The organism is Ruminococcus intestinalis, assembly GCF_014288065.1.
GTDB lineage: Bacteria > Bacillota > Clostridia > Oscillospirales > Acutalibacteraceae > Ruminococcoides > Ruminococcoides intestinale_A.
On the sequence record NZ_JACOPS010000004.1, the window covers coordinates 113,029 to 132,154 of the forward strand.

The following is a 19,126-nucleotide window of genomic DNA, read 5'->3' on the forward strand; positions in this document are numbered from 1 at the left end:
AAATTATTTGCTGTTGATTTTGTCAATTGAGCTTTTGAGTGCAAATACTTTCTTTGCAACCTTATCAAACTGTTCGGGCGTGAGTGACTGCGCACCGTCCGAAAGAGCGTGCGGCGGGTCATTATGAACCTCAATGATAAGACCGTCTGCGCCTGCGGCAACTGCCGCCATTGCAAGCGGCTCAACAAGCCATGACTTGCCTGCTGCGTGGCTTGGATCAACGATTACAGGAAGATGTGAAAGAGCCTTTACAACAGGAATTGCAGAAATATCAAGTGTATTTCTTGTAAATGTTTCGTATGTTCTTATGCCTCTCTCACAAAGAATAACCTTATCGTTGCCGCCTGCCATAATGTACTCGGCACTCATAAGCCATTCTTCAATGGTAGCGGAAAGACCTCTCTTTAAAAGAATGGGTTTGTCAATCTTGCCGAGTTCTTTTAAAAGCTCAAAGTTCTGCATATTTCTTGCGCCAACCTGAATAATGTCAACATTCTCGAACATATCAATGTGAGATGCTCTCATAATTTCGGTAACAATAGGAAGTCCTGTTTCTTTTCTTGCAATCTTTAAGAGGTCAAGACCTTCTGCTTTTAAGCCCTGGAAAGCGTACGGTGAGGTTCTCGGCTTGAATGCGCCGCCTCTTAAGAATGTTGCGCCCGATGCCTTTACGCTCTTTGCAATATCGACAATTTGAGTTTCGCTTTCAACCGAGCATGGACCTGCCATAATGTGCAGACTGCCGCCGCCGATTGTTATATCATCATTGATTTTGATTTTTGTATCGTCCGGGTGGAACTTTCTGTTAGCCTTTTTGTACGGTTCCTGAACTCTCTTAACATTTTCTACAATGTCTTGAGCGTCAATGTAGTCCATATCAATTTTAGTAGTGTCGCCGATAAGTCCGAGAACTGTTGAATGCACACCTTCCCATTTATTTACTTTTACATTGTATTCCTCTTTGAGCATATTTGTAAAATTCATAATCTGCTCGGGTGAGGCTGACGGTTTTAATACAATAATCATTTTTTAAACTATCCTTTCATTCCCATTTAAATAATTTATACATATTTTACCACTTTAAAGCGTTGCAGTCAACCCTGTAATATGCGTAATTATTTTTCTTGCGTATCGATAGCGTTAAGGATTGCATATGCTGTTTTGAGCGGAGTGCTTTTGCCGCTCACCGTTATGTCAGCGGCAGAAAGATATATCGGAAGTCGCTTTTCATAAAGCTGACGCATTGCTTCATCCTTGTCGGGACGCTGTAAAAGCGGTCTTGTTGTATCGTTTTTAAGTCTTTGTTTTATAATGTCAAGCGGAACATCGAGCAGAACTATTTTGTCCTTTCCTCTGAAAGCGTCAATATTTCTTTGGAAAGTAAAAGCACCTCCGCCGGAGGCAATTACAAGTCCTTTTGTATCTGCAAGTTCCAAACAAGCCTCGTGCTCCATATCTCTGAAACGGTTTTCACCGTATTTTTCAAAGATTTCGGATACTTTCATTCCTGCCTTTTCTTCAATGTAAGAGTCCATATCAACGAACTTTCTGCCTGACTTACGGGCAAGATTTCTGCCGACGGTTGTTTTTCCGCAACCCATAAAGCCACATAAAACTATATTGTCCAATCTTAGGCCCTCCAAAAATTATCTGTTCTTTAACTCGTTAGACGCTGCAATGCATATCTTTTCGATTTCGGCGGGGTCATAAACGGAGCCGTCCCATATTTCGTGTGAAACAACAGCCTGCCATACAAGCATTGACATACCGCCGACAGCGTTTGAACCGTTAGCTTTTGCTTTTTGGATAAGTACGGTTTCGAGCGGATTATATACTGCGTCAAAAACATTTTTGCACTTTGCGATAACTTCATCGCTTACGGGCTGATTTTCAACATTAGGGAACATTCCTATAGGAGTTGCGTTGATAAGTACATCAATGTCGCCGTTAAGCTCACTGATAAGACAGTATGACGGTTGAGAACCGATAACAGTGCTCTTAATTTCTTCGCAAAGTTTCTTTGCAATTTCGACATCTTCCAATCTTACTGCAAAAAGAACGGGAATGTTTTTGAGAACAACCTCATAAGCCATTGTTCTTGCAACGCCGCCGCAGCCTAAAATTACAACTCTGCCGTTTAATTTGATTTTTGCCGCATCAAGAGCCTTTAAAAATCCGTCGGGATCTGTGGTGTAGCCTTTTGCAGTGTAATCTCTGTTGTCAACAGTGTTTACACTGCCGTACATATTTGCTTTTTCATCAATTTCATCAAGATACTGAATAATATTCTGCTTGTGAGGAATTGTAATGTTATAGCCGCTCAATTTAGATAAAATGTGGTCGTATTCATATCCGAGACTTTCCGGAGCAACATCAAGTTTTGTATAAACGGCGTCGATTCCTGCAAGCTCAAACAATTTTGTATGTATAAAAGGTGACATAGTATGTCCGATAGGATGACCTATTACTGCATATTTTTTAGTACTCATAAAAATATACCCCCTAAAAAAATTTTTGGTAAAAATAGAAAAATTTTAAAATTCTATTGACAAAAGAATAAATAAACAATAATATAATCTAAGAAGCAAACCGATTACTCGATTGCTTATTCCATTGTAGCATAAAATATGTACTTTTGTCCATAATTACAATGGATACATTAAATATTTTTTTATTATGGGAGGAATTCCAATGGTATTGGAAAAAGTTAAGGCAATTCTTGCTGAGCAGTTCGATGTTGAAGAAGATAAGGTAACAGCTGATACAGATTTACAGGAAGATCTCGGTGCTGATTCACTTGATGTAGTAGATTTACTTATGTCAATTGAAGACGAGTTCGGTGTAGAAGTTCCCGATGATGAGATTGAGAACATCAAGACTGTTGGTTCACTTGTTTCTTACATTGAGGCAAATGCATAATTGAATTAAAAACTTGAGGTCAGGCGGTTTGTCTGACCTCTTTTACTTTTTATAATAAAAATAATGTCGGTACTTGCAAAAAAAATTAATTATAGTATAATAGAAATGTTATAATACACGAATATTTCTTAAGTTGGAGGAATGAAAATGGCAGACAACAAAAAAATGGTTGAAGCTATTACAAGCAGAGATGAAGACTTTGCTAAATGGTACACTGACATTGTAAAAAAAGCCGAGCTTGTTGATTATTCAGGCGTTAAGGGATGTATGGTTATCCGTCCTTACGGTTATGCTATTTGGGAGAATATACAGGCTGACCTTGACAGAAGATTTAAAGAAACAGGTCACGAAAATGTGTATATGCCTATGTTTATCCCTGAAAGCCTTTTACAGAAAGAAAAGGATCATGTAGAGGGTTTTGCACCTGAATGTGCATGGGTAACTATAGGCGGCAGTGAAAAACTTAACGAGCGCCTTTGTGTTCGCCCTACTTCGGAAACTCTTTTCTGCGAACATTATCAGAAAATTATCAACACATACAGAGATCTTCCAAAACTCTACAATCAGTGGTGCAGCGTTGTAAGATGGGAAAAAACAACCCGTCCTTTCCTCAGAACTTCCGAATTCCTTTGGCAGGAAGGTCACACAATGCATGCAACGGCAGAAGAGGCAAAGGAAGAAACACTCCGTATGCTCCATGTTTATGAGTCATTCTATAAAGAAATCCTTGCTATTCCGGCTGTAATCGGCAGAAAGACAGAGAAAGAAAAGTTTGCCGGTGCAGAAGAAACCTATACAATTGAGCCGATGATGCACAACGGTGTTGCTCTCCAGGGCGGTACATCACACTACTTTGGCGACGGCTTTGCAAAGAGCTTTGGCATTACATTTACAGGTAAAGACAATAAGCAGCATTATCCGCACCAGACATCATGGGGTGTGTCAACAAGAATGATCGGCGCTATCATTATGGTTCACAGCGATGATGACGGTCTTGTGCTCCCGCCGAGAATTTCACCTGTACAGGTTGTAATTATTCCTGTTGCACAGCATAAGGAAGGCGTACTTGACAAGGCTTACGAACTTAAGGCAGAGCTTACAAAGCGTTTCAGAACTAAACTTGACGACAGCGACCACGCTCCGGGCTGGAAGTTTGCAGAGTATGAGATGAAAGGTGTGCCTGTAAGAGTTGAGATTGGCCCTAAGGATATAGAAAAGGGTCAGTGCGTAGTTGTAAGAAGAGATACCCGTGAGAAGTATTTTGTACCGCTTGAGGGACTTTCCAATTATATTGCAGAGCTTCTTGATACAATTCACAACGATATGTACGAAAGAGCACGCAAGAATACAGAAGAAAAAACATTTACAGCAACAAACTTTGACGAATTTGTTGATACCGCCAAGAATCACCCGGGCTTTATTAAGGCTATGTGGTGCGGCGACAGCGCTTGTGAAGATAAACTCAAGGACGCTACAGGCGGTGTTAAGAGCCGTTGTATTCCTTTTGTCGAGGAGCACATCAGCGATGTTTGTGTATGCTGCGGCAAACCTGCTAAGCACCAGGTTTATTGGGGCAAGCAGTATTAATTGATTTTATATTTGAAATGTATAAGGAGGTGCTGAGGCTATGCCGATTAAGGTTCAGAGCAATTTGCCGGCAATAAAGGTACTTGAGTCTGAGAATATTTTTGTTATGCCAAACGAAATAGCGATAAAGCAGGATATTCGTCCGCTTAAGATTATTATTTTAAACCTGATGCCGACAAAAATTACAACCGAAACCCAGCTTCTAAGACTTTTGGGCAACAGTCCTCTACAGGTTGACATTGAGCTTTTGCAGATGGCATCGCATACATCAAAAAACACCTCACCTCATCACCTTACTACCTTTTACAAAACCTTTGACCAAATAAAAAACGAAACCTTTGACGGTATGATAATTACAGGCGCACCGGTTGAACAGCTTGAGTTTGAAGATGTTGACTATTGGGAAGAGCTTTGCAAGATTATGGAATGGTCAAAGCACAATGTTTATTCCACACTCCACATTTGTTGGGGTGCACAGGCGGGTTTGTATTATCATTACGGTATCCAAAAGCATAAACTTAAGGAAAAGTTAAGCGGTATTTATAATCATACGATTTTAGACCCGCATCATCCGCTTATGCGAGGCTTTGACGATACTTTCTGTATTCCTCATTCAAGGTATACGGGAGTAAGGGAAGATGATATACGCAGAAACAGCGCACTTGAAATCCTTGCAGTGTCAGAGCTTGCGGGAGTGGCTATAGTTACCAATAAATCCGGCAGACAGGTATTTGTAATGGGACACGCCGAGTATGACAGAGATACCCTTGCAAGCGAGTATTTTCGTGATGAGAACAAGGGAATCAATCCGAAAGTTCCGTACAATTACTTTCCGAATGACGATGCGTCGCTCACACCGCCAATGGTGTGGAGAAGTAACGCAACATTACTTTTTACAAATTGGCTTAACTATTATGTATATCAGGCAACACCGTACGATTTACAGGACTTGCTTGAAAAATATCCGCATTAAACTAAAAACTATGGGCAGTTCATTTTGGACTGCTCTTTTTGTATGCTTATAAATATCTGTTGACAAATACGAATAAATTGATATAATAGTATTAGTTAATTAGATAATTAACTAATTAACTAATACATAAAAGGGGCGATTTTTATGGGAGATGTATGGAAAGCTTTGGCTGACCCTACAAGGCGAAAAATTCTTGAATTGCTTAAAAATAAAAGCCTTAACGCAGGGGAGATTGCCGCTGAATTTAATATGACCAAACCATCAATAAGTAATCATCTCAGTATTTTAAAGCAAGCTGACCTTGTGGATTCAGAAAAAATAGGTCAAAATGTAATTTATTCGTTGAAAACAAGCGTATTGGAAGATATGTTAAAAATGTTGTCCGATTTAACAGGCAGAGAGGATAAATAATATGAAAAAATATATTTTGTTAATTATATCATTGATTAATATTGCTGTAACAGGTGTTTTTATTGCTTTTAATCCAAATGAAGAGTTGCCCTCACATTATAATGTTAATGGGATTGCAGATGCCTATTCATCAAAATGGATGCTTTTATTTATTCCGAGTATTCTTGTATTGTTTTCAATTATATATGCGATTTACGCAAAGGTTAAAGAAAATGATGAAAACTATAAGTCATACCGAAAATATGCCGTAAGATGTATAGTATCAATTTTTGCTTTTTTGTTTTTATTTTTTTGGATGCTGATTGCACTGATATTGCAAAATAAAGTAAATATAGATAATCTGTTTTTACCGTTAATTTGTATTTTTATGGGCTGTATGTTTGTTTATTTATTCAATTTAATGCCTAAAATAAAGCAAAATTCTTTGCTTGGCATACGAACAAACGCCACATTGAGCAGTAAATCCGTTTGGAAAAAAGTACATCGCTTTGCAGCTTATTTTGGAGTGATTTGTGGAATTGCAGTAATAATATTAGGCATAATTTCGTTATTCATAATAAATATAAGTAATGTATTGTTCTTTATATCAATTATTATAGTATTGGTAAGCGCAATAGTTCCTGCAATATACGGAGAAATAATATATTCAAAGGAAAGAACATCAAATAATTACATAGAATAAACATTATAAAATCCCGATAAGGCAAAAAATTCACCTTATCGGGATTTTTACAATTTACAAGACAGTTGCAGAGCTAAACGCTCATTTTTTCTCGTATGAGGGCAAGAATTTTGCGTTCTCTGCGGCTGATCTGCACCTGCGTCATTGCAAGGCAGTCGGCGGTTTGTGATTGGGTTTTATTCTGAAAATAGCGCAGATGTATAATCTGTCTGTCAAGCTCATCAAGTTCGGCAATTGCATCATTAAGGCTCAACCGTTCGGTGATTTCTTCTTGCGAATCGCTTACGGGTATGTCTATTCGGGAATTTCCCTCATCATCATAATCGGCATTAAGGGATAGGGGAGAAGAGCCGGCAGAAAGCGCCTCGCAAATCTTATCTTCACTTACATTCAAAGCCTGCGAAAGCTCGGTAACGCTCATTTCTCTGCCGTTGTTTTTTTCGTACTCGGTATTAAGTCTGCAAATTTTCATTGAAAGTTCCTTAAGAGTGCGACTAACCCGTACAGAACCTCCGTCACGAAATATACGCTTGATTTCTCCCAATATAACCGGTACGGCATAGGTAGAGAATTTTAGTCCACGGCTTTCGTCAAAACGCTCTACGGCTTTTGCAAGTCCCAAACAACCTGCCGAAAACAGTTCTTCGTATTCCACTCCTTTGCCTGTAAAATGCTTACAGCAGGAATGGACAAGTCCCATATGCTTTTGTGCGAGAGAGTTTTTATCCCCGATAATATCACCACGGCTTTCCGACATACCGTTTAACGACCTCTTGAAAGGGATCTGCCCGATGAAATGACTTTTTCAAGCGTAACGGCAGTGCCTTTGCCGACAGTGGATTTGACTTTTACTTTGTCGCAAAAGCTCTGCATAACCGCAAAGCCAAGACCTGCTCTGTCTTCTTCGGGAGCGGTGGTAAAGAGCGGTTCCATTGCCTTTTCAATGTCTGCAATGCCGCAGCCTTTGTCACGAATTTTTATTACTACTTTGTTGTTTTCGTAAATTTTTCCGTTTATGTAGACCGTTCCGCTTTCTCTGCGGTAGCCATGCACAATGCAATTTGTTACAGCCTCGGAAACTGCGGTTTTTATGTCTGAAAGTTCGGCAACGGTTGGATCAAGACCGATGACGAATGCAGAAACCGCACTTCGGGCAAAAGCCTCGTTACTGCTTTTTGACGGAAAGCTAAGGCTCATTTCGTTTATTAAATTCATCTCAGCACCCCCAATCCCTCAAGCCCGGAAAGAGCAAACAGCCTGTACATATTTTCGGGTATGTTAATTACCCTGACAGAACCTCCGAGTAATTTCATCTGGCGGTATCTTCCGAGTACAAGACCGATTCCTGAGCTGTCCATAAACGATACCCCGGAAAAGTCAAGGTTTAACAGTTTTGGCTTAATTGATTCACAGATTCCGTCAAGCTTTGTGCGTATTCTTGCGGCAGAGTCATGGTCAAGTTCACCCTCAATGAACGCTGTCAGCACATTGTTTTCAAATTTTGTTTTGAGCATTTTAAACATCCTTTTTACTGAAAATTCAGCTCGCTATTTTGCCTTATAAAGGCAAATAAAAACTCCATAACTATATAATAATAGCTATGGAGTAAAAATTTTGTTTTATTGTGTTGCAGAAAAAATTATTTCTTAGCAAGTGAAGTAAGGTAATTAAAAAAATCTTCAAAACTTCCGTTTTTGTAAGCCGAATAATCTTTGTTGTTGCGGTTAATAACGCAGTCTGTAATAAGGAATGTGTCAAAGCCAAGCTCGGCTGAGCATAAATCCTCATCAACATCATTGCCGACCATAAGGCTTTCTTTTGGAGAAATGGCGCATTTTTCGCATAAATCTTTAAAATACAGAAGATTTGGTTTACAGCTTGACGAGTTGTCATAAACGGTAATATATTCAAAATCTTCGGGATTAAGTCCTGCCCATTCAAGTCTTTTATATGTAGCCGGCTTAGGGAAAATCGGGTTTGTTGCGGCAATTACTTTGTATCCGTTTTCTTTTGCAAAATCAACACATTTTTTTGCATAAGGATTAACGAAGGTTGCGGTCTTTGCGGCGACAAATTCATTATTATAATAATCGGTGAACATATCTTCGTATTTAATAAGGTCAACACCGCTTACTTTTGCGGCGGCTTTCCAAAACACATCTCTGTTAAGTGCGGAACCATCGTTTTTAGCCATTGCGCCAAGCCCTGCCATAATAGAATCGGTAAGCGCTTTCGGCTCGATTTTAAGTACAGGTATCATTTTTTCGCAGAGTGAACCGAAATAATATTTAACAAATTCGTGAACATCCATAGGTAAAAGTGTGCCGTCAACATCAAATAAAATATTTTTGTACATAGTCATACCTCCACAATAATTATACATTTTTTGTCAAATGATTGCAAGATTAAAAAAATTGTGTATAATAAAATTAGATTTTTAACTTATAAAAACGGAGGTAACAGTATGAAAATTGTACTGACGGACGCACAAACTGTTGTGGATAATCTTGTACCTGCCGACCGACTTTCACAGTTCGGCGAAGTGGTGCAGTACGGACTTCTCACATATGATGAGGTCGCAGAAAAGATTGCGGATGCAGATATGGTTATCTGCAACAAAACCCGACTTGACGAGGGTTCATTAAAACTTGCAAAGAATTTAAAATATATCGGACTTTTTGCCACAGGATACAATAACATTGATATAGAATATTGCAGAAAGCACGGTATTACAGTCTGCAATGCGGGTTCGTATTCCACAAATGCCGTTGCACAGCATACTTTTGCATTAATTTTGGAGCATTACAGCAAGGTGCGTGAATATGCAAAATTTGTTGCCGACGGTCAATGGAAAAGGAGCAAGACTTTTTCGCCGTTTGTATATCCGCTAAACGAGCTTGCAGAAAAAACAATAGGTATTGTAGGATTTGGAAGTATCGGAAGTGCGGTTGCAAAAATTGCGCAGGCATTTGAAATGAAAGTCCTTGCGTATAATCGTTCCGAAAAACAGGCTGACGGAGTGGAGTTTGTAAGTTTTGACGAGTTGCTTGAAAGGAGCGACATTGTAACGGTTCATTGCCCGCTTAACAGCGATTCGGATAAAATGTTTGGCAAAGAGCAGTTTGCAAAAATGAAAAACAATGCATTGTTTGTGAATACCGCAAGGGGTGGAGTAATGGCAGAGAACGACCTTTACGATGCGTTGCAGAACGATATTATCGGCGGAGCGGCAGTAGATACCTTGGTTGTTGAGCCGATGGAGGAGGACTGTATTTTAATGCAGGCAAAGAATTGCATTATAACTCCTCACATCGCATGGGCACCCGTTGAAACAAGGGAAAGATTGATGAATATTGTTGCAGACAATATCGGTTCATTTATAAACGGCACTCCTAAGAATGTTGTAAGTTGAGGTAATTATGGACGAAAGGCTTAAAAAGCAATTTGACTTTATAAAGGAAATTGACAAGGAAAAATTCATACAGCGTCAGACATTGCTTACAGGCGGAGAGCGCAAGGAAAACGATGCCGAGCACGCATGGCATATGGCGCTTATGACCGTGCTTTTGAGTGAGTATGCCAACGAAAAAATAGATGTTTTAAAAACGGTTACAATGCTTTTACTGCACGATATTGTGGAGATTGACGCAGGAGATACCTATTGTTATGACGAAGAGGGCAAGAAAACTCAACACGAAAGGGAACAGAAAGCGGCAGACAGAATTTTCGGACTTTTGCCCGACGACCAGTGCGAAAAGCTGAAAAATCTTTGGATTGAATTTGAAAATGCCGAAACAGCCGAGGCAAAATTTGCCCATACTATGGACAATGTTCAGCCCGTAATGCTGAATGACGCAACAGACGGTAAGATGTGGGCAGAGAGAAAAATAAAATTAAGCCAGGTGCTCGGCAGGCAAAAGAACACCCCAAAAGGTTCTGAAATCTTAGCGGAATATTCTTACAACAATTTTATAAAGCCGAATGTCGAAAAAGGCAGATTAATTGACGATACACAAAAAGATAGCTAAAAACCCCGTTCTTATCAGCGCTTTTATAATTGAATTTTGTCGCTTGTTGTGATATAATTATAAGCGAAAAACTAATAAAAGGGCGATAATCGTGGAGAAAAATGTTAAAAAAGAAGCGTGGCTACACTTTTGTGTAAGCTCAATCGGCGGATTTATGGGCGCGTACGCAATCATAAATCATTGCGACCTGCTTGCCTCATCGCAAACATCAAATATGATACACATTGTACATAATTTGTTTGAGCCGGAACATTCTTTATTAATTTATATGGTGCTTGCCGCTTTGGTGTATGCTTGCGGTAATGTGACATATGTGTTGCTCCACAAATTTATAAAACTTGATACAAAAATAATAAGTCTTGGTTTGACATCGGTTGCTTTTATACTTGTAAGCGTGCTTAATTTTGTAGAAAATTCGTACCTTGCAATGCTGCCGCTGTTTTTTGCCGCTCCTATTCAATGGAACGCTTACGCAGGCGATGCGGGATACGGCAGTTCAACAATTTTTTCGACCAATAATATAAGACAAACGGTAACATCGCTTACATCTTATCTTATTGACGGCGACATAAAGATGAAACACAAAGCGCAGTTTTTCGGAATGACATTGCTTTTCTTCCATATAGGCGTTGCTCTTGCAAGCGTGGCTGAAATTTTTTGGGCAAGAGAGAGCATATGGTTAGGATTTTTACCGCTTGCAGTGTCAGCTGTGTGCTGTATGTGGTACAAAGAGGTAAAGGTATTTTCTTTCGGCAAAAAGTCGGAAGCCTTAGAATCCATTGTTGAGGAACAAGTTAATATTTAATTATAATAATCTGTAAAAAAGCCTTGCAGGATTTCGCCTGCAAGGCTTTTGCTTTGGGTTAGTTCATATTTGCAATAAGTCGCTGAATGTCGGTTACATCGTTTATATCAATTACACCGTCCTGATTGTAGTCGGCAAGAATTTTCTGCTCATCGGAAAAATCTTTAGATTGAGAAATATACATTTGTAATTCCGTTACATCATTAACTGATATTTTTCCGTCTGAATTAATGTCGCCTAATTTTATATAGTTATCATATTCAATAATGAAACCTATATTGTTAATAAAATTAATATTATCGTTCCATTTTCCTGAGCTTTTGTATTTAAAAATATAGTTTTCTACATTATTAGTATTATTTGGTTCATTGGTAGCCCAATTTGAATAATTGAAATTTTCACTGTTTGTCCATTCAAAGTTGTTGCTACTGTTCTTTTTCCCTCCTAACCAATAATAATATTCATTTCCGTTGTTTATTAATTTTTCAATAAAGTCTTCTTCCTCTTGAGAGGTAATAGTAACTAAATGCCCACCTTTAATTTTAGCTAATTGATTAGCATCTTCCCATGTTAAAGTTTTATCATATAGTTCATATTTATTTGATTTATAATATTGAGTATTGGAAGGATGTATTGATGCACTTTCAATTTCACAAATATACCCAATAGCACAATCATATCCATTGTTATTTGTTACTTCCCAATTTCCATTTAGCCTTGTTGTAGCCATTAAATAGTTATCTTTACTGTTAGGAATATTATTGTTCCAATTAGTATAAACAAAATCTTCATTAGTTACCCATTTGTAATTACCATTATTATTTGTGCTTGATGCACCTAAAAAATACCAACGACAATATTGATTTTTTAGCAAATCTGTAATTACATTTTGTTCTTCCTGGTTTGTTATAGTAACTAGATGTCCACCTATTTCTTCACAATGTACCTTTGCCTCTTCCCATGTCAGAGTATCATTATAGAGTGAGTAAATATGATTATTAAATATAATTTGATTATCAGGCATATAGTCATTGTAGCATATTGTAAAATATTTCCAACTACTTTGTTTAGAATTTTCGTTTGGCTTTGTTACTACAAATGCAGCATATTCACCAGGTGAAATATTCTTGAATTCGCAATAATTACTATTAAATGTGCATTTTTTGCTATATTTTACACTATCCCATCCCCAAGGCGATTGTATTAGATATACATCATATCTTGTACTACCTGTAATGTTATCCCAATTTACTCTAACGGTACTTCCATTTACTTCTAAATTTATATTTGTTACAGAAGGAGCATCATATTTGTGTATGCTGAAATATTGTGCATCAGTTCCATTTGGCTCATATATTTGTATATTGGTACCACTTATATTTGCGTTACCTTCTAAATCTAAAACATAGTTTCTTGATTTGGATTTTATAGTATATTTATTATCGCCATATTTTAGAATATACCATTTTTGATTATCTCCTCCATTATAATAATTGGTTTGTACATTAGTTCCATTGACTTCAAGAACAGTATCATTGCTTGATGATTGGATAATATAACTGTTGTCATTTAGTTTTTCAAATTTCCAAATTTGTTCGCTTAGAAAAGTTGGCGATTTTGCAGATACGTTATCATAATCATTTGATAAATATAGCCAATATGCAGTATTTGTTATATAAGCATAAAAATCTGTGCCAATATCAACATAATTGTTATTTGAACCATTTACAGAATCATAATTTGAAGCGTGATATATCGTAACGTAAGAGAAACTTGATTTCCTCAAAGCTCTATTGTATTTAACGATATTTGTAGGTGGTGATGTATAGTTTGAATCATATACATACCAATAGTTTGAATCTTGTCCAAGATATATAGCATAGTGTGTGCCAAAATTGATGTAATCTCCTATCTGTGCATTTGAAGAATTAACTGTACCACAGTTTTCAGGAGCAAGTCCAAATGTACAATAAAAAACATATCTTGCAAAAGCACAGCAAGACCAAGCATCTCTTGTTATGTTTGCAACAGTTGCTCCGGAAGGTAATCCGCCTCTTGAAGGAATATTAGACAATTTACAATCTTCTTCAGCGTTAGAGTAACAAACATTTCCGCTTTTTGTAAAATAAGAACCGGTTGGATAAATAGATGCTATTGAATTAATTTTGTTTTGTACTCCGCTATTATTGCTGACTGGTTCTTGTTCTATGTTAGCGGCATTAACCGAAAACATACTAAGCAAAAGCATTACAATCAGGAAAAGTGCAGTTATTTTTTTAACTTGTTTTTTCATAAAAGTTCCTCCTTATATACTTTTTACAAGTATTATTATAACATAAAGGTATAATTTGTCAACAATTATGTAATAATATTATACTTAAAAAGTATAATTTAAGGAGTAGCTTATGAATAGGATTGCAATGTTGAGAAAAGAAAAAGGCTTAAGTCAGATTTCTCTTTCTTTAAAGCTCAATGTTTCTCAAAAAATGATTAGTGCTTACGAAAACGGAAAAAGTGAACCGAGCATTGCAACTCTTATGCAAATGGCAGATATTTTTAATACATCGGTCGATTACATTATCGGCTATACAAACATTCGTCAGCCGATAGATAAAACAGTGCAAATGTCTTTGAATGAGGACGAATGTGATTTGCTCGGCGGCTACAGAGAATTATCGGCAAAACAACAAAACATAGCTTTGGGAGTGATTTTAGGCTTGCTCAATTCCGAAAAAAATTAAGGTCATATCTGCTGTATTTGCAGATATGACCTGTTTTTTAAATATGAAGAATTGTTGTTGCAATTCCAAAGTAAATTAAAAGTGATAAGGCGTCGCAAATTGTGGTGATGAGCGGAGATGCCATTACGGCAGGGTCAACACCGATTTTGTGTGCGACCATAGGCAAGAACGAACCTATGAGTTTTGCCATTATAATAGTTCCGATAAGTGTAAGCGAAACTACAAGTCCGATAAAAAGGGCGTTTTCTTTGCCGTTTAAATCGAATATCATCAATTTTATAAAATTTGCGGCGGCAAGTGTGACACCGCAAAGGATAGATACTCTAAACTCTTTCCACAATACCTTGACTGCATTGCAGAATTTGATTTCGCCAAGCGACAGAGCACGGATAACCGAAACCGAAGCCTGCGAACCGGCGTTACCGCCTGTACCTGTAATCATCGGAATAAATGACGAAAGCACGATTACGCTCGCAAGCGCAGATTCAAAATGAGAAATGATAGCACTTGTAAATGTGGCTGAAAGCATAAGTACAAGCAGCCATGGAATACGCTTTTTGTAAATTCCGAAAACACTTGTTTTCATATAAGGCTTATCGGAAGGCATTACGGCAGCCATTTTTTCAATATCCTCGGTTGCCTCTTCCTGCAAGACATCAATAGCATCGTCGATTGTTACAATGCCGACAAGTCTGTTTTCGGTATCTACAACGGGGAGCGCAAGAAAATTATAGTTAGAAAACATCTGCGCTACTTTCTCCTGGTCGTCAAGAGTGTTTACACAAATTACATTTTCTTCCATTATCTCCGAAACAATAACATCATCGTCAGATAAAAGCAGATCCTTTACGCTTGTAATACCGATAAGTTTTGAGTTGTCATCCGTAACATAACAAATGTAGATAGTTTCTTTATCTACACCTGTTCGTCTGATTCTTTTTATAGATTGCTCGGCTGTCATTTCGGGACGAAGTACAATGTACTCGGTTGTCATAATTGAGCCTGCACTGTCCTCGGGATATTTGAGCAGTTCGTTAACAGTTTTTCTTGTATCCTTGTCTGCTTGCTTTAAAATTCGTTTAACAACATTTGCGGGCATTTCCTCAACAAGGTCAACCACATCGTCAATAAAAAGCTCGTCAACAACTTCTTTAAGCTCTGTATCGCTGAATCCGTGAATCAAGAGCTTTTGAGTTTCGTCATCCATTTCCACAAATGTTTCGGCGGCAAGCTCTTTCGGCAAAATTCTGAAAAGCAGAGGAGTTTTTTCGTCCTGCAGCTCTTCAAATATAGTAGCAATATCGTATGGCTTAAGGGTGACAAGAATATCTCTTAGAGTGTTAAACTTTTTTTCTTCAAGCAGCACTCTGATAGTTTCGGTTATACCAACCTTAACTGTTTCCATCATCTTTCCTCCTTCAGCTGTTTAGGGAGTAAAGACGAGCACCATATTCAGTTTATATATTGAGCGACAAAAAATGAACGCAATAGCGGTCATTTCGTTTGTTGCAACTTCGCCCAGGTACTGCGCCTTTATTACCGTCTGCGTCCATTAATTTTTCACCCCAAATTCTTAAGATAATATTATCGGGATATAAACCCCATACATATTTATTTTAGTTTATTTTGTGTTTGTTGTCAATGAATTTTTGAATAAATATTATAGCTTTTTTGTTATTGACGATAGACTTAAATGTTGACATTTGATGTACGAAATAGTATAATTTATGTGATAAATATGTGAAATCACAAATGTTTGTCTAAATTTAGATTTACAGACATTATGCAGTATGCTGACGGAACACAGAATGTTGACTTGAACAACACTTCCATTTCAGGTGAAACCAATCTTGAGTATTATTACAGAAATGTTGACGGTTATACCAACAAGGGCGATATGTACAAAGAACTTGTCGAGTCACAGAAAGCTGATTATACCGAGGAAATCACCGATGGACTTAAGTAATTGAGAAAAAATATAAAACGAGGCTTACCGCAAGCCTCGTTTTTTAATGCAAAACAACAAATATTGCATAGCTTATTGATTTTTTATGAATTTTAGTTATAATAGAATGAGTATTACAATATATTATTACGGAGGTTATTATGAACGGTTTGGTTAAAAAATATTTACCCTATGGTGTGGTAATCCTTTTGATTTATATGCTCGTGCCGATTATCTTTATTTCAAAATCTTTGCAGGGATTTTCGACAGTGGCATATTATTTTATTTTCCCGGCAACTGCAATAGTGTGCGCTGCAATGTATTGTTCAAAGTACGGAATGGACTTTTTGTTTACACTTATAGCTCCTGTCGTATTCATTCCGAGTATGCTTATTTATAACGGCGGTTTCCACCTTACAAACATAATTCTTTTGGTTGCTTACCTTATTTCGGGTATTTTCGGCTTGTTTGTAGGCGATATTGCTTTTGGCGATAAGCGTAAAAAAGCAGAGGCAGAGGCAGAGGCGGAAGCAGAGGAAAGATTGCTTGCGGCTAAGCGCAGAAACGAAGAATTTGTAAATGAAAAGGCTGCCGAGGCAGAAGCACCGAAAGCTGTAGAAACAACATACGATTTAAATGATGATGACGATGATTTTGATTACAGTAAATACGCTTCCACCGATAAGGTAACCGATGAAAGCGAAATCGATGATATATTAAATGAATTTGGTTCTTCAAAAAATAATTAAATGCAATAGAGATTAGTATCCCATGCAGGAATGTACGGATGATGCCGCAAATATATTTTGTATTCAGGATTTATTCCCGAAATCAAAAGCGGCAGTCTGAAAATATCTTCAAATCTGTGATACGCTGAAAAGTTGAGCTTTGGCTTAAACATTTTCAGCGTATTTTTCATGCCCAAAATTGTTTCAAAGTCAGCGCCCTCAACATCTGCTTTTACATATGTTGCCGCCCGCCCACACAAAATTGTATCAACGGCGGCAACGGGAGTTTTTGTGTTGCTTTCGTTTACTATGGCACTGTTACGGCCTGCCTTGTTGTTAAAACAAAGAGTGGTGTTGTGACTGTACGCACCGAGCTGCCAGAGTTCAAGATTTTTCATTTCCGAGCAATGCGCCTGTAATTTACTGTAGTTTTTGGCATTCGGTTCAAGTGCGGTAATAAATTTGTATTTGCCGTTTGTGTAATGCAAAAATTCGTCTACAGTATCTCCGTTGTATGCGCCGAGGTCAACATATGTTTCGTTTTCACCGAGCGACAGGAGAGAGAAAGCCTCGTCTTTATCGGTTGTAATTCCGTCAAGCAGAGAGAGTTCTCCTGTTTTGTAAAATTCAAGAATGTTGTCAAAAACTTTTACTGATAAATCATCTGCAAGCAAATTTCGGGCACTTGTTATGCTTTCTTTATTTTTTTTCGCAAATTCTTCGTCAAAAAGAATATCGCCGAATGCAGGAACACTCGGAACAATGACCTTATGCTTTTTGGCAATTTCAAAAATATTTTGCATAACATCGGGCAGTTGAGTGGCAAAGCAAAGTGCAATTATAAAATCTGAATACTCATTTTCAAAGTCACTTAGCTTTTTTACCGTAAATTCGTGAAAACTCTGACCTCTTACAAAATCATCGCTTGCCATAACTCCGCTTGCGGTTATTCCGTATTTTTTAAAAGCGGACAGAACTTTGTCTGCGCCGTCACCCATTCCGTAAAGAATAATCGGTAAATCGGAATTTTTAAGATAATTCCATATATAATCTTTATTGATTTCCATTGTTTCACCTACAACAAAGCCACCGCAAAAAACGGTGGCTGAATTTTTATAATTAATAAGAGAATGAGCAATTATACATTGAATCTGAAAAGAACAACATCTCCGTCTTTCATAACATATTCTTTGCCCTCGCTGCGAACAAGACCTTTTTCTTTTGCTGCCGACATACTTCCGCAAGCAATGAGGTCGTCATAAGCAATTACTTCGGCACGAATAAATCCACGCTCAAAGTCGGTGTGAATCTTACCTGCCGCTTGCGGAGCTTTTGTACCTTTTTTGATTGTCCAGGCTCTTACCTCCTGTTTGCCGGCTGTAAGGTAAGAAATAAGACCGAGAAGTGAGTAGCACTCGCTGATAAGCCTGTCAAGACCGCTCTGTTCAAGTCCCATATCGGAAAGGAAAAGTTCTTTTTCTTCTTTATCCATCTCTACGATTTCAGCTTCAATTTCAGCGCAGATAGGGAGAACGCCTGCTTTTTCTTCGGCGGCAATTTTCTGAACAGCCTTGTAACCCTCGTTAGAATCAAGACCGTTTGAAAAATCATCTTCGCTCATATTTGCGGCATAAATTACAGGCTTGGTTGTGAGCAATGCAACATCAGAAAGCAAAAGAGCCTCGTCTTCGTTACACTCAACACTTCTTGCGGGTTTGCCTGCCTCGAGTGTCTCAAGCACACGCTTGTAGAAATCAATATCTTTCTGATATTTTTTGTCGCCCTTAAGCATTTTCTGCGTTCTGTCGATTTTACGCTCAAGCATTTCTACATCCGATAAAATAAGCTCAAGGTTGATTGTTTCAATATCTCTTGCAGGGTCAATAGAACCCTCAACATGAATGATGTCATCGTTTTCAAAACAACGAACAACATGAACGATAGCGTCACACTCACGAATATTTGAAAGGAACTTGTTGCCGAGGCCCTCGCCCTTTGACGCACCTTTTACAAGACCTGCAATATCAACAAATTCGATTGATGCGGGGGTATATTTGTCCGGGTTATACATTTCCGCAAGCTTGTCAAGACGCTTGTCCGGAACAGCTACAACGCCTACATTCGGCTCGATTGTACAGAACGGATAGTTCGCACTTTGAGCACCTGCATTTGTGATTGCGTTAAAAAGTGTGCTTTTACCGACATTCGGTAAACCTACAATGCCTAATTTCATTATCTTTTACTCCTCAAAATTGATTGGCATACTTGCCTAATCAATATTTTTATTGTATCATAATAATAAGTATA

22 protein-coding genes are annotated in these 19,126 nt (G+C 37.9%); 11 read left to right on the plus strand and 11 right to left on the minus strand.

The features are described from left to right. Positions 1-3 precede the first annotated feature (3 nt). The 3 genes from aroF to aroE all read right to left on the minus strand — a co-directional run bounded on the left by aroF (position 4) and on the right by aroE (position 2,489). Complete coding sequence (aroF, locus tag H8R91_RS08835; protein WP_022234405.1) at positions 4-1,026, minus strand: 3-deoxy-7-phosphoheptulonate synthase; 1,023 nt, start codon at positions 1,024-1,026, stop codon at positions 4-6. Between the two features lie 89 nt (positions 1,027-1,115). Continuing rightward, complete coding sequence (locus H8R91_RS08840) at positions 1,116-1,628, minus strand: shikimate kinase (protein WP_022234404.1); 513 nt, start codon at positions 1,626-1,628, stop codon at positions 1,116-1,118. Positions 1,629-1,646: 18 nt separating this feature from the next. After that, positions 1,647-2,489, minus strand: coding sequence for a shikimate dehydrogenase (gene aroE, locus H8R91_RS08845; protein ID WP_186935718.1), 843 nt, complete (start codon positions 2,487-2,489; stop codon positions 1,647-1,649). A gap of 202 nt (positions 2,490-2,691) precedes the next feature. On the opposite strand from aroE, the gene acpP reads away from it, so the two are divergent. The 5 genes from acpP (at position 2,692) to H8R91_RS08870 (ending at position 6,572) form a co-directional block, all read left to right on the plus strand. Further along, the gene (acpP, locus tag H8R91_RS08850) at positions 2,692-2,919 is read left to right on the plus strand and encodes an acyl carrier protein (protein ID WP_022234402.1); all 228 of its coding nucleotides are present in this window, start codon (positions 2,692-2,694) and stop codon (positions 2,917-2,919) included. A gap of 147 nt (positions 2,920-3,066) precedes the next feature. Next, positions 3,067-4,506, plus strand: a complete 1,440-nt coding sequence (proS, locus tag H8R91_RS08855; RefSeq protein ID WP_186935719.1) for a proline--tRNA ligase — start codon at positions 3,067-3,069, stop codon at positions 4,504-4,506. A 40-nt stretch (positions 4,507-4,546) separates the two neighbouring features. Continuing rightward, positions 4,547-5,479, plus strand: coding sequence for a homoserine O-acetyltransferase MetA (gene metA / locus H8R91_RS08860; RefSeq protein ID WP_186935720.1), 933 nt, complete (start codon positions 4,547-4,549; stop codon positions 5,477-5,479). A gap of 144 nt (positions 5,480-5,623) precedes the next feature. Further along, positions 5,624-5,890: an autorepressor SdpR family transcription factor gene (locus H8R91_RS08865; RefSeq protein WP_186935721.1), complete on the plus strand. Its 267-nt coding sequence runs from the start codon at positions 5,624-5,626 to the stop codon at positions 5,888-5,890. A gap of 1 nt (position 5,891) precedes the next feature. Then, positions 5,892-6,572, plus strand: coding sequence for an SdpI family protein (locus tag H8R91_RS08870; RefSeq protein WP_186935722.1), 681 nt, complete (start codon positions 5,892-5,894; stop codon positions 6,570-6,572). Between the two features lie 73 nt (positions 6,573-6,645). Here H8R91_RS08870 and H8R91_RS08875 read toward each other — a convergent pair whose 3' ends face one another. The 4 genes from H8R91_RS08875 to H8R91_RS08890 form a co-directional block, all read right to left on the minus strand. Continuing rightward, positions 6,646-7,329, minus strand: a complete 684-nt coding sequence (locus H8R91_RS08875) for a sigma-70 family RNA polymerase sigma factor (protein ID WP_186935723.1) — start codon at positions 7,327-7,329, stop codon at positions 6,646-6,648. A gap of 5 nt (positions 7,330-7,334) precedes the next feature. Continuing rightward, positions 7,335-7,787 carry an anti-sigma F factor gene (spoIIAB, locus tag H8R91_RS08880; RefSeq protein ID WP_186935724.1) on the minus strand — a complete coding sequence of 151 codons (453 nt, stop codon included), beginning with the start codon at positions 7,785-7,787 and terminating at the stop codon, positions 7,335-7,337. After that, positions 7,784-8,086 (minus strand): anti-sigma factor antagonist, encoded by a 303-nt coding sequence (locus H8R91_RS08885; protein ID WP_022234395.1) that lies wholly within the window; start codon positions 8,084-8,086, stop codon positions 7,784-7,786. Before H8R91_RS08885 ends, spoIIAB begins: the two co-directional genes overlap by 4 nt. Before the next feature lie 125 nt (positions 8,087-8,211). Then, on the minus strand, positions 8,212-8,928 hold the full coding sequence (locus H8R91_RS08890; protein WP_186935725.1) for an HAD family hydrolase: 717 nt from the start codon (positions 8,926-8,928) through the stop codon (positions 8,212-8,214). A gap of 108 nt (positions 8,929-9,036) precedes the next feature. Here H8R91_RS08890 and H8R91_RS08895 point away from each other — a divergent pair, with 108 nt between their 5' ends. From H8R91_RS08895 to H8R91_RS08905, 3 genes are all read left to right on the plus strand, one after another. Then, positions 9,037-9,984: a D-2-hydroxyacid dehydrogenase gene (locus H8R91_RS08895; protein WP_186935726.1), complete on the plus strand. Its 948-nt coding sequence runs from the start codon at positions 9,037-9,039 to the stop codon at positions 9,982-9,984. A 7-nt stretch (positions 9,985-9,991) separates the two neighbouring features. After that, positions 9,992-10,600 carry an HD domain-containing protein gene (locus H8R91_RS08900; protein ID WP_022234392.1) on the plus strand — a complete coding sequence of 203 codons (609 nt, stop codon included), beginning with the start codon at positions 9,992-9,994 and terminating at the stop codon, positions 10,598-10,600. 91 nt (positions 10,601-10,691) lie between these two features. Then, a complete protein-coding gene (locus H8R91_RS08905) occupies positions 10,692-11,405 on the plus strand; it encodes a DUF1275 family protein (protein ID WP_186935727.1) in 714 nt (237 codons plus the stop codon). Positions 11,406-11,463: 58 nt separating this feature from the next. Here the strand turns inward: H8R91_RS08905 and H8R91_RS08910 are convergent, their stop codons facing one another. After that, a complete protein-coding gene (locus H8R91_RS08910) occupies positions 11,464-13,698 on the minus strand; it encodes a lectin-like protein (protein WP_186935728.1) in 2,235 nt (744 codons plus the stop codon). A 112-nt stretch (positions 13,699-13,810) separates the two neighbouring features. Between H8R91_RS08910 and H8R91_RS08915 the strand changes: the two genes are divergently transcribed. Continuing rightward, positions 13,811-14,146, plus strand: a complete 336-nt coding sequence (locus H8R91_RS08915; RefSeq protein ID WP_186935729.1) for a helix-turn-helix domain-containing protein — start codon at positions 13,811-13,813, stop codon at positions 14,144-14,146. Between the two features lie 37 nt (positions 14,147-14,183). On the opposite strand, the gene mgtE is transcribed toward H8R91_RS08915, so the two are convergent. Beyond that, positions 14,184-15,554, minus strand: coding sequence for a magnesium transporter (mgtE, locus tag H8R91_RS08920; protein ID WP_370743787.1), 1,371 nt, complete (start codon positions 15,552-15,554; stop codon positions 14,184-14,186). A 348-nt stretch (positions 15,555-15,902) separates the two neighbouring features. Here mgtE and H8R91_RS08925 point away from each other — a divergent pair, with 348 nt between their 5' ends. Beyond that, positions 15,903-16,112 (plus strand): hypothetical protein, encoded by a 210-nt coding sequence (locus H8R91_RS08925; protein WP_186935730.1) that lies wholly within the window; start codon positions 15,903-15,905, stop codon positions 16,110-16,112. Between the two features lie 140 nt (positions 16,113-16,252). After that, complete coding sequence (locus tag H8R91_RS08930; protein ID WP_022234387.1) at positions 16,253-16,840, plus strand: hypothetical protein; 588 nt, start codon at positions 16,253-16,255, stop codon at positions 16,838-16,840. On the opposite strand, the gene H8R91_RS08935 is transcribed toward H8R91_RS08930, so the two are convergent. Both H8R91_RS08935 and ychF read right to left on the minus strand, forming a co-directional pair. Continuing rightward, positions 16,837-17,886 (minus strand): FkbM family methyltransferase, encoded by a 1,050-nt coding sequence (locus H8R91_RS08935; RefSeq protein ID WP_186935731.1) that lies wholly within the window; start codon positions 17,884-17,886, stop codon positions 16,837-16,839. The two genes, H8R91_RS08930 and H8R91_RS08935, sit on opposite strands and share 4 nt — an antisense overlap. 71 nt (positions 17,887-17,957) lie before the next feature. Further along, positions 17,958-19,052 (minus strand): redox-regulated ATPase YchF, encoded by a 1,095-nt coding sequence (gene ychF / locus H8R91_RS08940; RefSeq protein ID WP_186935732.1) that lies wholly within the window; start codon positions 19,050-19,052, stop codon positions 17,958-17,960. Between the last annotated feature and the right edge of the window lie 74 nt (positions 19,053-19,126).